Annotated in this window: 10 protein-coding genes, 1 tRNA gene and 1 other RNA gene; 5 read left to right on the top strand and 7 right to left on the bottom strand. The window is 40.0% G+C overall.

What is annotated here, in order from left to right:
* Positions 1 to 47: 47 nt before the first annotated feature.
* Positions 48 to 120: transfer RNA gene (locus tag R2S10_RS02860), tRNA-Lys, on the bottom strand.
* Positions 121 to 389: 269 nt separating this feature from the next.
* On the bottom strand, positions 390 to 1223 hold the full coding sequence (locus R2S10_RS02855) for an alpha/beta hydrolase (protein ID WP_316838927.1): 834 nt from the start codon (positions 1221 to 1223) through the stop codon (positions 390 to 392).
* 125 nt (positions 1224 to 1348) lie between these two features.
* On the opposite strand from R2S10_RS02855, the gene R2S10_RS02850 reads away from it, so the two are divergent.
* Positions 1349 to 1843, top strand: a complete 495-nt coding sequence (locus R2S10_RS02850; protein WP_316838926.1) for an HAD family hydrolase — start codon at positions 1349 to 1351, stop codon at positions 1841 to 1843.
* A gap of 33 nt (positions 1844 to 1876) precedes the next feature.
* On the opposite strand, the gene fsa is transcribed toward R2S10_RS02850, so the two are convergent.
* Positions 1877 to 2536, bottom strand: coding sequence for a fructose-6-phosphate aldolase (gene fsa / locus R2S10_RS02845; protein ID WP_316838925.1), 660 nt, complete (start codon positions 2534 to 2536; stop codon positions 1877 to 1879).
* Positions 2537 to 2634: 98 nt separating this feature from the next.
* An RNA gene (gene ffs, locus R2S10_RS02840) (signal recognition particle sRNA small type) lies at positions 2635 to 2734 on the bottom strand.
* 378 nt (positions 2735 to 3112) lie between these two features.
* Here ffs and gltB point away from each other — a divergent pair.
* Both gltB and R2S10_RS02830 read left to right on the top strand, forming a co-directional pair.
* Positions 3113 to 7618, top strand: a complete 4506-nt coding sequence (gene gltB, locus R2S10_RS02835) for a glutamate synthase large subunit (RefSeq protein WP_316838924.1) — start codon at positions 3113 to 3115, stop codon at positions 7616 to 7618.
* An 87-nt stretch (positions 7619 to 7705) separates the two neighbouring features.
* Positions 7706 to 9172, top strand: a complete 1467-nt coding sequence (locus tag R2S10_RS02830; protein ID WP_316838923.1) for a glutamate synthase subunit beta — start codon at positions 7706 to 7708, stop codon at positions 9170 to 9172.
* Between the two features lie 81 nt (positions 9173 to 9253).
* On the opposite strand, the gene R2S10_RS02825 is transcribed toward R2S10_RS02830, so the two are convergent.
* From R2S10_RS02825 to R2S10_RS02815, 3 genes are read right to left on the bottom strand one after another with little or no spacing between them, the layout of a single operon-like run.
* Positions 9254 to 9913, bottom strand: coding sequence for a YdeI/OmpD-associated family protein (locus R2S10_RS02825; protein ID WP_316838922.1), 660 nt, complete (start codon positions 9911 to 9913; stop codon positions 9254 to 9256).
* A gap of 23 nt (positions 9914 to 9936) precedes the next feature.
* Positions 9937 to 10467 carry an RNA methyltransferase gene (locus R2S10_RS02820; RefSeq protein WP_316838921.1) on the bottom strand — a complete coding sequence of 177 codons (531 nt, stop codon included), beginning with the start codon at positions 10465 to 10467 and terminating at the stop codon, positions 9937 to 9939.
* A 38-nt stretch (positions 10468 to 10505) separates the two neighbouring features.
* A complete protein-coding gene (locus R2S10_RS02815; protein WP_316838920.1) occupies positions 10506 to 11657 on the bottom strand; it encodes a galactokinase in 1152 nt (383 codons plus the stop codon).
* An 84-nt stretch (positions 11658 to 11741) separates the two neighbouring features.
* On the opposite strand from R2S10_RS02815, the gene R2S10_RS02810 reads away from it, so the two are divergent.
* Complete coding sequence (locus R2S10_RS02810; RefSeq protein ID WP_316838919.1) at positions 11742 to 12779, top strand: aldose epimerase family protein; 1038 nt, start codon at positions 11742 to 11744, stop codon at positions 12777 to 12779.
* 1 nt (position 12780) lies between these two features.
* Complete coding sequence (locus R2S10_RS02805; RefSeq protein WP_316838918.1) at positions 12781 to 13416, top strand: DsbA family oxidoreductase; 636 nt, start codon at positions 12781 to 12783, stop codon at positions 13414 to 13416.
* The last annotated feature ends 34 nt before the right edge of the window (positions 13417 to 13450 follow it).

The following is a 13450-nucleotide window of genomic DNA, read 5'->3' as shown; positions in this document are numbered from 1 at the left end:
TAATCATGCGATTAACAGCCTTTTGTACGTTTTGATTTTGAATCTTGTGATCCCGCTGGGATTCGAACCCAGGACCACTACATTAAAAGTGTAATGCTCTACCAGCTGAGCTACGGAATCAAAGCTTTTGTTTTTAGCTTTACTCTAAGCGTTTCCATTTAAAGTGATGCAAATATAGGGTTAGGATATATATACTGCAAATTAAAACTATGTTAATTCTATACTGTACTGATTTTAAGCGAGATTATTTATTCTAAGCATAATTCTCAGCCTTATTTTTAGGCTAAAAACCACAATTCAGCCCTCAAAACAGATTAAAAAAGGAGAGTAGGAGCGGAAAATAAACCAATTATTCTTTCATTTCCGCTCATATTCTCCTGATTTTACTACTATCTTTTTAGAAAGTTCACCAACAATTGGTTTACTTCTTCTTTATGGGTAATAAATAATCCATGAGATCCTCCTTCGATCACATAATAATCAGCATTAGGAAGAGTTGTCGCCGTAATTGCGCTTGTTGCTTGAATAGGGACAATCTTATCATCATCACCATGTATTACCATTACTGGAATGGTAATCGTACTCAGGTCCGTTCTAAAATCAGTTTCAGAGAAAGAAGTGACACACTCTACAGTTGCCTTTGGACTAGCTACAATGGCCAGCTGATGCATCCAATTCTGGATCTCCTGACTTACAGGTTTATTCAATACACCCTCACTAAAAAAGTCTTTACCGAAAGCAGATAAGAAAGCGGGGCGATCTTTTTGGATATTGGCAATCATTCCATCAAAAACTTCCTGAGGAACACCTTCTTCATGGTCTTCAGTTTTTAGCATTAAAGGAACGACAGAGCTAATCAGCACTGCTTTTTCCACTTTTGCACTGCCATATTTACCTAAATAACGAACCACTTCGCCACCACCCATAGAAAAACCAACCAGGGTAACTTCTGATAAGTCCAGCGCAAGGATCAATTCATTTAGATCGGAAGCAAGGGTGTCGTAGTCATAACCACTCCATGGCTTGTCAGACTGGCCAAAACCACGCCTGTCGTAAGCAATGCAGCGGTAACCGCTGTATACAATAGAAGCGACCTGATATTCCCACATTTCGTGAGATACTGGCCAGCCATGGATTAAAATTACCGGTTTTCCTGAACCAAGGTCTTCGTAGAATATATTGACAGATTTACTGTTCTCAGGGTTTCTTTTGATATAGGGCATAATATAAATTTTAAAGGTTCAACGGTTAATAACATCATATATCGTGATTATGTTTAACAAAAACGACATGAAGGAGGAATAAACAATTATAATATCCTCATCTTTGCAGAAAAAATAACATTAAAATGAATAAAGCAATATTTCTGGATCGTGATGGCGTGCTAAATCACGAAATCTATGATTACATCTGTAAAGTAGAAGATTTTGAAGTCCTGGAATACCAGATTCCACCATTAAAGAAGCTGTACGACGAAGGTTATATGTTGATCATCATCACCAACCAGGGTGGAATTGCTTTAAAACGCTATACTGAAGAAACGCTGGCTGAAATGCACCGCATTTTAGGAGAAAAGTTTGAAGCACAAGGTGCAAAGATTACACATGCTTACTATTGTCCACATCACCCAACGGTTTCTGAACCTTGTAACTGCAGAAAACCTTTGTCGGGAATGGTGTTAGAAGCGATTACTACCTATAATATTGATCCATCCTTATCTGTGATGATTGGTGATAAACCAAGAGATGTAGAAGCAGCTAATGGAGCAGGAGTGAAGGGTATCCTGATCGAGCCTGATGAACAAATCAGTTATGAAGCCATAAAAAAAGTCCTGTCGAATTAATCAACAGGACTTTTTTGTATCATTAGGAAATGCCTATTTACCTGCAGCTTTTGCATGATCAGCTAAGAACTGAGCAAGACCGCTATCGGTTAATGGGTGTTTCATTAATGCAAGGATTGCAGAAAGTGGACCAGTCATTACATCAGCACCTAATTTAGCGCAGTTAACAATGTGCATTGGGCCTCTTACTGAAGCTGCAAGAATTTCAGTTTCGTATTGGTAGTTATCAAAAATCAATCTGATGTCTTCGATCAATTGAAAACCATCTGTAGAGATGTCATCTAAACGACCTAAGAATGGAGATACATATGATGCACCCGCTTTAGCAGCAATTAAAGCTTGTCCAGCAGAGAAAATCAAAGTACAGTTTGTTCTGATTCCTTTAGAAGAAAGGTATTTAATCGCTTTAACACCATCTTTAATCATAGGAATTTTAACAACGATTTTCGGATCTAGTTTAGCTAATGCTTCACCTTCTTTAATCATTGTCTCATAATCAGTAGAAATAACTTCCGCACTTACATTCGCATCTACGATATCACAGATTGCTTTGTAGTGGTTAATTACATTCTGTTCCCCAGTGATACCTTCTTTAGCCATTAAGCTAGGGTTGGTAGTTACGCCGTCTAGAACGCCAAGGTCTTGAGCTTCTCTGATTTGATCAAGATTAGCTGTGTCTATGAAAAATTTCATAAGATATATAGTTTAAGAAAATATGTGGTTTTATTTAACTCGAGTTGCTGGTTAGAAAGAAAAGGATGCGTTAGGAGCATATCAATCTAAAAAATAAAAATGGGCAAGCACTTTACATCGCATCGCTACAACTTTCTACCCTTGCTTCGTTCCCGCCCTGGGGGAGTTCAAAAGGAGCTGATCGTGTAATACTTGCCCGTCACAAAAGTAGGAAAAGATCTGAATCTACCAAAGTATAATGTGCTTTTATTTTACTTTTTTCGCGGTTTTCTTGCTAAAACACTGAAATTAAAGCCCTTGAACATGAAAATAATTTTAATTTTTTTTTAAGGCTTGAAAGGGCCTGACCGGGATAGGAGCTACTTTTACTGCTAACTCCCTTATATCTGCAATTCATCATTGCCAATTTCACATTTTACATCGATTGCAGGTATCAATATTATAATATAAAGACTTTATATTTGAAATGTACTGCATTTTTCCTAAAAAAGATGCCGATATTATAATTACTTGATTTTTTTCCGTAACTTAGTGTTCGAATCACACTATACCACAACCAAACAATAAATTAAACTTATGGAACAAACACAAGATCAGCAAGGGTTATACGACCAGCGTTTTGAACATGACGCATGTGGCATTGGTTTCGTTGCTCATATCAAGGGGAGAAAATCGCAACAAATCATTTCCGACGCAATAACCATTCTTGAAAATCTTGATCACCGCGGAGCTTGCGGCGCAGAAATTAACACCGGGGATGGTGCAGGTATCATGATACAGATCCCTCACGAATTTCTGTATGACGAATGTCTTAAAATAGGATTCAGCCTAAATGAATCCGGAGACTATGGGGTAGGGATGTTGTTTTTACCGAAAGACGTTAAGGCGAGAGAAGAGTGCAGAGAAATCATTTATCGTGCAGGAGAGAAGCTAGGACTAGAAGTTCTGGGCTTTAGAAAAGTACAAACCAATACAGCAGGGATTGGAGATATGGCGCTATCTGTAGAGCCGGAAATGGAACAAGTATTTATCGCCCGCCCGTATGCAATCGCTGCTGGTGCCGACTTTGAACGCAAGCTTTACGTTTTCAAGAATTACCTATCCAAGACCATTAATAATACGGTTAAGGGGATTAACGGCGACTTTTACATTGCCTCTTTCTCTTCAAGAACTATAGTATATAAAGGACAGCTGACCTCTTTGCAGGTAAGATCCTATTTTACTGAACTAAGTGATAAGCGCGTTGTTTCCGCTTTTGGCCTAATCCATAGTCGCTTTGCAACAAATACTTTCCCTTCATGGAAATTGGCGCAACCTTTTAGGTATATCGCCCATAATGGAGAGATCAATACCCTTCAGGGCAACCTGAACTGGTTTAGAGCCAGCGTGAAGTCTTTGGCTTCCTCGCACTTTACACCCGAAGAACTGAATATTTTACTTCCTGTAATTGATGAATCCAATTCCGATTCAGGTTGTTTAGACAATATAGTAGAGCTTTTAGTGCATGCAGGTCGTTCTCTGCCACATGTCTTGATGATGTTAATTCCTGAGGCATGGGATGGAAATGACGACATGGACGAGCTTAAACAAGCATTCTATAAGTTCCATGCTACTTTAATGGAGCCTTGGGATGGACCAGCGGCTGTTTCCTTTACAGATGGTAACCTGATTGGAGCAACCTTGGATAGAAACGGATTACGTCCGCAAAGATATGCCATTACAGAAGATGACCATGTGATTATGGCATCGGAAGCTGGTGCATTGGCTTTAGATCAAAGCAAAATCATTGAAAAGGGTAGGTTGACCCCTGGAAAGATGTTTGTAGTAGATATGGAGCAAGGTAGAATCATTTCTGATACGGAGATTAAACAACAAGTATGTAGTCGCAGGCCATATGCTGATTGGTTAAATCAATACCAAATCAGATTAGAAGAGCTTTCTGACCCAAGAGTGGTGTTTAGCGGTCTTTCTCAGGAGTCTATCTTTAAATACCAACAGGTGTTTGGATATAGCCGTGAGGATATCGATTTGATCCTGAAACCAATGGCTAAGGATGCCAAAGAACCGATCGGTTCTATGGGAACTGATATTCCTTTGGCGATTTTATCTCAAAAACCACAACACCTTTCATCTTATTTCAAACAGTTATTTGCCCAGGTAACCAATCCACCAATCGACCCGATCAGGGAAAAAGTGGTAATGAGTCTTGCGGGATTCATGGGAAATAACGGAAATATCCTGGAAGAAAATGCTTTGCAATGTCACTGTGTGGGCATCAAGCATCCGATATTAACGAATTTAGAGTTAGAAAAACTTAGAAGTATAGATACCGGAGTATTCCAATCTAAGACTTTACAAACTTATTTCAGAGCTACAGGTAAACCAGGCGCGATGGCCAAAGCATTGGACAGGTTATGTCGTTATGCGGTAGACGCTGTAGAGGACGGTTTCCAGGTGATTATCCTGTCGGATCGTGCTTTAGACTCTGAACATGCTGCAATTCCTTCTTTGCTAGCCGTTTCTACTGTCCACCATCATTTGATCCGCAAGGGTTATAGAGGTGATGTTGGACTAGTAGTTGAGGCTGGTGATGTTTGGGAAGTTCACCATTTTGCTTGTCTAATCGGTTTCGGTGCAACTGCCGTAAATCCTTACCTGGCAGAAGAAACGATTACTGGTTTTGAAACAGAATTGGAGGTTAAACCTGCTAAACTTATACAGAACTATATATATGCTGTAAATAACGGGTTGTTGAAGATCTTCTCTAAAATGGGAATTTCTACACTACAATCTTATCATGGTGCGCAGATCTTTGAAATCCTTGGTTTGAACAAACAGGTGGTCGACAATTACTTTACCGGTGCGGTTTCAAGAATCGGCGGTTTAGGATTGGATGAGATTGCCAGAGAAACCCTGATCAAACACAACAGGATTTTCGGTTCGGCTACTCGTCCGGATATGATCCTGCCTACAGGTGGTAATTACAAATGGAAACGTAAAGGAGAGCAACATTTGTTCAATCCTCAAACGATTCACTTGTTGCAAAATGCGACCAGAAAGAACGATTACAGCGTATACAAACAATATTCTAAGCTCGTAAATGAGCAAACGCATCAAGCCTTTACCATCCGTGGATTGTTTGAATTTAACTACAAACGTCCTTCAGTACCTTTGTCGGAGGTAGAACCAGTTGAGCTGATCCTGAAACGTTTCGCTACTGGCGCGATGTCTTTCGGTTCGATCTCTCATGAAGCACACTCTACTTTGGCAATTGCCATGAACCGTATCGGCGGAAAGAGTAACACAGGAGAAGGTGGTGAGGATGAATTGCGTTACGAGACTTTACCTAACGGTGATTCTATGCGCTCTGCAATTAAACAGATTGCCTCTGCACGTTTCGGCGTAACGAGTTATTACCTGAGTAATGCAGATGAGTTGCAAATTAAAATGGCACAAGGTGCGAAACCTGGTGAAGGTGGACAATTACCTGGTGATAAAGTTGATGAATGGATTGCAAAAGTTCGTCACGCAACACCTGGAGTTGGTCTGATCTCGCCTCCGCCACACCATGATATCTATTCTATTGAAGATTTAGCACAGCTGATCTTTGACTTGAAAAATGCCAACCGTGAAGCTAGAATCAATGTGAAACTGGTTTCTAAAGCTGGTGTAGGTACAATTGCTGCCGGTGTAGCGAAAGCGCATGCTGATGTGATCCTGGTTTCAGGATTTGACGGTGGTACAGGTGCATCTCCATTAACTTCTATTCAACATGCTGGTTTACCTTGGGAACTTGGTTTAGCGGAAGCACACCAGACTTTGGTGAAAAACCGCTTACGTAGCAGGGTAGTCCTACAAACAGATGGTCAGTTGAAAACTGGTAAAGACATCGCCATTGCGGCCCTTTTAGGTGCTGAAGAATGGGGTGTAGCTACCGCTGCGCTGGTAACCTCTGGTTGTATCATGATGAGAAAATGTCATTTGAATACTTGTCCGGTGGGTGTGGCTACACAGGATCCTAACTTGAGAAAGTTGTTTACCGGTGAAGCTGATCACGTTGTGAACTTGTTCCATTTCTTAGCAGAAGAGTTGAGAGAGACAATGGCAGAACTAGGTTTTAGAACGGTAGAAGAGATGGTAGGTCAGGCAGATGCCCTAAGCTTACGTCAAATTGATCCTAGCGACTGGAAATTAAAAGACCTGGATCTTTCTGCAATATTATATAAAGCGCCAGACAATGGTTTGAGCTTGTTCCAAACAGAAACACAAGACCATGGATTGACAGATGTTTTAGATCATCAATTGATCAAAGCTGCTGCGCCTGCATTGTTAAATAAAGAGCCGATTTACAGAGAGTTTGAGGTGAAAAACACCAACCGTGCTTTAGGTACGATGCTTTCAAATGAGGTTTCTAAAATCTATAAATCGCAAGGATTACCTGCAGACACGATCAACTTCAAATTTAAAGGTTCAGCCGGACAAAGTTTTGGTGCTTTCGCAGCAAAAGGAATCTCTCTGCAACTGGAAGGTGAAGCCAATGATTACGTAGGTAAAGGTCTTTCTGGTGCTAGATTATCGATCTATCCTTTTAGTACGATTAGCTATGTGCCTGAGCAAAATATCATCATTGGTAACGTAGCCTTATATGGCGCAACTTCCGGTGAGTTATTTGTTAGAGGTCAGGCGGGTGAAAGGTTTGCAGTAAGAAACTCTGGTGCTACAGCTGTAGTAGAAGGTTTAGGTGATCATGGTTGTGAATATATGACTGGTGGTGAAGTGCTGGTAATCGGTGATACAGGTAGTAATTTCGCTGCTGGTATGAGCGGTGGTGTAGCCTGGATCTACGATGTGAAACAAGAATTTACCAATAAATGTAACAGAGAAATGGTAGACCTTGATCCACTAGATGAGCAGGATGAATTACGCATCAATGTGTTGCTGAAAAAACACATCCAGCTTACAGATAGTAGTTTAGCTAAGTTTATCTTAAGCGATTGGGCGACTCAATCTGCGCACTTTATTAAAGTATTCCCTAAGGAGTACAAAGCAGTAATGATGAAAAGAGCTGCTGTAAGTGTCTAAGTATTTTAAACACAGCACAATTAAGAGCCACCAGAGAAAATTGAAACACAAAATGACGAGAACCACTAAACTAAATATAGCTTAACTATGGGAAAAGTAACCGGATTTTTAGAGTATGAGAGAACTGCTCCTATAAAAGAAGATGCTAAAGAACGTTTAAAGCATTATAACGAATTCGTAGAGAATTTTGAACTAGAACAGGTAAACCGTGAAGCCGCAAGGTGTATGGATTGCGGTGTTCCATTTTGCCAGTCGGGCTGCCCACTGGGAAATGTGATCCCGGAATTTAATGACGCAGTATATAAAGGTGATTGGCAATTAGCTTCCACTATATTACTAAGCACGAACAACTTCCCTGAGTTTACAGGCAGGATTTGTCCGGCACCATGCGAATCTGCATGTGTGCTTGGTATCAACAAATCTCCGGTATCTATCGAAGAGATTGAAAAACATATAATCGAAATTGCCTTCAATAAAGGTTATATCAAAGCGGAAGAACCACTAATCCGTACAGGTAAAAAGGTTGCAGTTATTGGCTCGGGTCCTGCGGGACTTGCGGCAGCAGCGCAGCTGAACAGAGCCGGTCATGAGGTGGTGGTTTACGAACGCGATGATGCTCCTGGAGGCTTGTTGAATTATGGTATTCCTGATTTTAAACTTCAAAAAGATATCGTTACAAGACGTATCAACCTGATGGAAAAAGAAGGTATTGTTTTCAAATGCAATTCCAATGTTGGGGTAAATGTAGAGTTGAACACTTTACTTAGAGAGTTCCAAAGTATTGTTTTGGCAGGTGGTTCTACCATCCCAAGAGATTTGAACATCACTGGTCGCGAGGCAAAAGGAGTTCATTACGCAATGGATTTCTTAAAACAACAGAATAAGCGTGTTAAGAATATCAGCTTTGAAGAAGAGGCGATCCTGGCTACAGGAAAAGATGTAATCGTGATTGGTGGTGGTGATACTGGTTCTGATTGTATCGGAACTTCTAACCGTCAGGGTGCTAAATCTGTGATGCAGTTTGAGATCATGCCAATGCCTGCCGCTCAACGTACTTCGAATATGCCTTGGCCAACATTCCCAATGTTACTTAAGGTGACTTCTTCGCATGAAGAAGGTTGCGAAAGAGCATGGGGCGTAAACACTAAGGAGTTCATCAAAGATGAGAACGGTAACCTTAAAGCCTTAAAAGTAGTAGATGTAGAATGGGAAATTGATCCTACAGGCAGACCTTTGAACTTCAAAGAAAAACCAGGTACGGAAAGAGATTTACCTTGTCAGCTGGTATTATTGGCAATGGGTTTCTTACACCCTCAAAAAGAAGGCTTAATTGAGAAATTAGGAGTAGAGCTGGACAATAGAGGCAATGTGAAAGCCGAAGAAGGTAAATACCAAACCAATATCGCAAAGATCTTTGCAGCAGGGGATATGCGCCGTGGACAATCGCTGGTAGTATGGGCGATTTCTGAAGGTAGAGAAGCTGCCCGTAAAGTTGATGAATACTTGATGGGACACAGCCGACTGGCTTCAAAAGACGGTATTCCTTACGCATAAAAAGGATAAAATACAGAAAGGCCCGGCATATTTGCCGGGCCTTTTCTTTTACCAGTAATTTCTTGTTCCGTTTTCAGTACGTTATTTTGCAGTAGGATTTTTCTTTCCTGCCAATAACATTTCAATGGTTTTCTCTATTCTGCTCAACCTGGTTTTATCCTGTTTCGCAGTTAATATCCAAAGCACATATTCCTTTTTATGAGAATAAGCCAGCGACAGGAAATACTCCATCGCTTTAGGATATTGTTTTAAAGCGAATTCAAGATCCTCAGGCATTTTTACCTGCTTATTCAGTACATCGATATAATTAGAAAAATCATTCTTTTGAATGTTCTCATTTCTAACAGCGGATGCTTTCACCAATGCGATTGGCTTCAAGCGAATGCCTGTCCAGATCTCTGATATAGCTGCAGAAGCACAGGGTGTCAATTGATAGTTCTTCAATTCATCCCAAGGGCCCATCATGTTTAAATCAGTAGGGATGCCTGAGCTTTTCTTCGGGTAAGCGATCCAGAATAAAGTATTTGGTTGCAGCTTTTTATGTAGTTGACTCAAATTTTCTTCCAATTCATAGCCATTGACCACAAATAGAATCACCGCATCAAACTCTTTTTCTGAATTAAAACTGAGCTGAATCGCATCATAATCACCCAGAAATTCTACTAGATTATCCGGAGCATTTTCAATAAGTACTTTGTACCCAGGTTTTATATGCAGTTTTTTAAGTAATGTGTTTTCCATCTCAGCTAGCTTTAATACGTTATTTACAACCTTAACTTAGCAAAGAAATCCCAAAGGACAATCCCTGCAGAGATCACAATATTAAATGAGTGTTTGGTACCAAACTGAGGAATTTCAATACATTCATCAATTTTTGTCATCACCTCATCACTCACACCATTCACTTCGTTTCCAAAGATCAAAGCGTATTTTTTCTTCATATCCGGTTGAAATGTATTCAACATAGTACTACCCGAAGCCTGCTCAATCGCAATGATTTCATAACCATCTTCCCGTAAACTGGCCACAGCATCCAATGTGGTTTCAAAATGCGCCCAGGCTACTGATTGAGTAGCACCTAATGCTGTTTTCTCAATCTCACGGTGTGGAGGTTGCGCGGTGATACCACATAGATATAATTTCTCTATAGCAAAACCATCTGCAGTTCTAAATACAGATCCGATATTATGCATGCTTCGAACATTATCCAATACTACAATAACCGGTAATTTTTCCTGTTCTTTAAACTCTTCTACACCTACGCGGTTTAGCTCGTCTGTTTTTAATTTCTTCATTAAGGACTATTATTCTATTCTATGCAGCAAAAGTAAGATTAAATTGCAGAAGCACCATTACCGATTTCACTGATATAGATAGCCGCAGGATATCCAATACGAGCTACATAAAAATCTGTCAATTGCTTACTGAAATCTTCTTCCTGACCTTTTTTAAGCAAAGCGATGGCACAACCACCAAAACCAGCACCTGTCATTCTTGCACCAATTACGTGTTCATAGTCTTTGCAAAACTCAACCACAGCATCCAGTTCCTTACCTGTAACCTCATAAAGATCTTTCAGGGATTCGTGAGAAGCATACATTAAACGACCAAATTCCTGTAAATTACCTTCGTTTAATGCCTTTGCAGCCAGGTTTACACGGTCGTTTTCTTTAATAACGTGTGTAGCTCTTTTTAATACCGTTTCATCAGTGATCAATTGACTGTGTAAAGCAAATTTCTCTGCATTCAATTCGCACAGATTATTCAATTTAATCTCTTTATTCAGTGCTGCTAATGCGGCTTGACATTCCGCAACCCGTTCATTATATTTTGACTCTGCAAGCTTTCTTGGCTTATTCGTATTGATAATGGCTAAGCGGTAATCTCCAAGGTTACAGTCTACTGATTTATATTTTAAAGTATCACAATTCAATACTAAAGCTTTATGTTCTTCTCCAAATGCAACGGCAAACTGGTCCATTATGCCGCAATTTACACCGATAAACTCATTCTCTACTTTCTGTGCCAGCAAAGGAATTTCAATTTTCTCATAGCCTAAGCCGAAGAAATCATTCAAAGCATACGTCATGATCACTTCAATAGAAGCAGAAGAGGACAAGCCAGATCCAATAGGAATATTCCCGTAAAATAATAGGTCTAGTCCGGTAGGAATTTTATGTTTTTTCAGAATTTCATGAAATACGCCCAATGGATAATTATACCATTCAGAACCTGTTTTAGTATAAGTATCCTGCAATGGAAACTCTTGTTCTTCAGGAAAGTTCAGACTTTTAAAGCGAATCACCTGGTCGTTATTAGGGGCAATACTTAACCAGGTACCTAGTGTAATCGCGCATGGCATCACTAATCCACCGTTATAATCAATATGCTCGCCAATCAGATTCACGCGTCCAGGAGTAAAGTAGTTCGCCTTTGGTTCTTGTCCATATAGCGCTGAGAATTTTTCGGTCAATTCCGCTTTCATTGTAATTTTTTAAATTAATGTTTTTGTTTTAAGTAAAGTATTGATAGTATTGTTATAAATAACAACCGCCCTAATATACAATTTATGGAAACAAAGCTAATCAAGACCGGAAAATTTATTGACGATAAAGAAGTCTTCGGAATTGAGTTAACAAATACGCAAGGTACATATGTGAAAATATACAACTATGGTGCAATCATAAATAAGTTCATCGTTACTAATAAACATGGTGAAAAGCAAGATATTGTACTTGGTTTTGATGATTTTGAAGGATATATCTCTGAAGATTACTTAGCAGATTACCCATACCTGGGGGCGGTAATCGGGCGTTATGCCAACCGTATTAAAAACGGAAGATTTACGATAGATGGAACAGTACATCAGTTGTCGCAGGCCAAAGGTGGAGATTGCCTTCACGGTGGAGACATCGGCTTCGACAGAAAAGTATGGACGATTTTACCTACCATTGATCCGAGTCTGACTTTACAATACATCAGTCCAGCTGGAGAAGAGAATTTCCCAGGCAACCTGACCATCCAGCTAACGTTTAAGCTAACAGATGATAACGAATTGAGACTGGACTATAAAGCGATTACTGATGAACCTACAGCGATCAATTTAACACATCACAGTTATTTCAATCTTTCTCCGGATCTGGGTGTGATTGATCAGCACTTCCATAGAATGCCTGCAAGCAATTATCTGGAGCAGGACGACAACTACGTAGTAACCGGTAAGTTAATTCCTGTAGAAGGCACGAATCATGACTTCCTGGGCGGAAAAACCTTTGCCCATGACTGGAATCCTGAAGAAGGCTATGATCAGACCTACGTATTAGATAAACCTTATGGAGAATTTACACTCGCTTCTGAGACTTCTGAGGAGAAAAGCGGATTAAAGCTATCAGTATATACTACTGAGCCTGTTGCACACCTTTATACCGCCAAATACCTACACGTAAAAGGAGGAAAAGGGGGCGCAACTTACCATCCATACGAAGCTTTCTGCGTGGAAACGCAACACCATCCAAATGGTATCAATATTCCTTCTTTTCCAAGTACAGTTTTGAGACCTGGAGAGACATATACACAAACTACAGTTTATAAAATAGAACATAATTAATATGAAAGTCGATATCTGGTCGGACGTTAGGTGTCCGTTTTGCTACATAGGAAAGAGAAAGTTTGAAACTGCATTGGCAGATTTTGAACACAAGGGAGAAATAGAAGTGGAATGGCACAGTTTTGAGCTGGATCCAAATGCGGCAACTGTTCTCGATAAAACTTCTGAAGAGTATCTGGCCGAACGTTATGGCAAGTCGAAAGAATGGGCAGCAGAAACGCATAAAAACGTAGCTAATGCAGCAGCCGAAGTTGGCCTTACCTTTAATTTTGATCAGGCAATTGTGGCCAATTCTTTTGATGCACACCGGTTAATTCAACTGGCTAAAACAAAAGGACTTGGCGATGAAATAGAAGAGGCTATGTTTAAAGCCCACTTTACTGATGGAAAAAACATTGATAGCCATGAAGCATTACAAGAAATTGGAACGTCTGTTGGTTTAGATGCGCAAGAGATCAAGGATATGCTAAATAGCGATCTTTTTACTGATGAAGTAAGATATGATGAGAAAACTGCAGAAACAATTGGCGTTCGTGGTGTACCATTTTTTGTTTTCAATGATAAACTGGCAGTCTCAGGGGCACAACCACCTGAAACATTTTTAGGTGCCTTAAATCAAGCCTGGGAATCCCGTTAACATCAATCATTAACCTCATCTTTCCAATAGCTCG

The sequence above is a fragment of the Pedobacter gandavensis genome (assembly GCF_032678745.1).
Taxonomy (GTDB): domain Bacteria; phylum Bacteroidota; class Bacteroidia; order Sphingobacteriales; family Sphingobacteriaceae; genus Pedobacter; species Pedobacter gandavensis_C.
Note: the sequence above shows the minus strand (reverse complement) of the source record. Positions and strands in the feature narration are given on the sequence as shown.

What these genes read in the sequence shown, in the direction of transcription:
- R2S10_RS02855 (WP_316838927.1), bottom strand. Translation starts at nt 1,223, where the DNA reads ATGCCCTATATCAAAAGAAACCCTGAGAACAGTAAATCTGTCAATATA.
- R2S10_RS02850 (WP_316838926.1), top strand. Translation starts at nt 1,349, where the DNA reads ATGAATAAAGCAATATTTCTGGATCGTGATGGCGTGCTAAATCACGAA.
- fsa (WP_316838925.1), bottom strand. Translation starts at nt 2,536, where the DNA reads ATGAAATTTTTCATAGACACAGCTAATCTTGATCAAATCAGAGAAGCT.
- gltB (WP_316838924.1), top strand. Translation starts at nt 3,113, where the DNA reads ATGGAACAAACACAAGATCAGCAAGGGTTATACGACCAGCGTTTTGAA.
- R2S10_RS02830 (WP_316838923.1), top strand. Translation starts at nt 7,706, where the DNA reads ATGGGAAAAGTAACCGGATTTTTAGAGTATGAGAGAACTGCTCCTATA.
- R2S10_RS02825 (WP_316838922.1), bottom strand. Translation starts at nt 9,913, where the DNA reads ATGGAAAACACATTACTTAAAAAACTGCATATAAAACCTGGGTACAAA.
- R2S10_RS02820 (WP_316838921.1), bottom strand. Translation starts at nt 10,467, where the DNA reads ATGAAGAAATTAAAAACAGACGAGCTAAACCGCGTAGGTGTAGAAGAG.
- R2S10_RS02815 (WP_316838920.1), bottom strand. Translation starts at nt 11,657, where the DNA reads ATGAAAGCGGAATTGACCGAAAAATTCTCAGCGCTATATGGACAAGAA.
- R2S10_RS02810 (WP_316838919.1), top strand. Translation starts at nt 11,742, where the DNA reads ATGGAAACAAAGCTAATCAAGACCGGAAAATTTATTGACGATAAAGAA.
- R2S10_RS02805 (WP_316838918.1), top strand. Translation starts at nt 12,781, where the DNA reads ATGAAAGTCGATATCTGGTCGGACGTTAGGTGTCCGTTTTGCTACATA.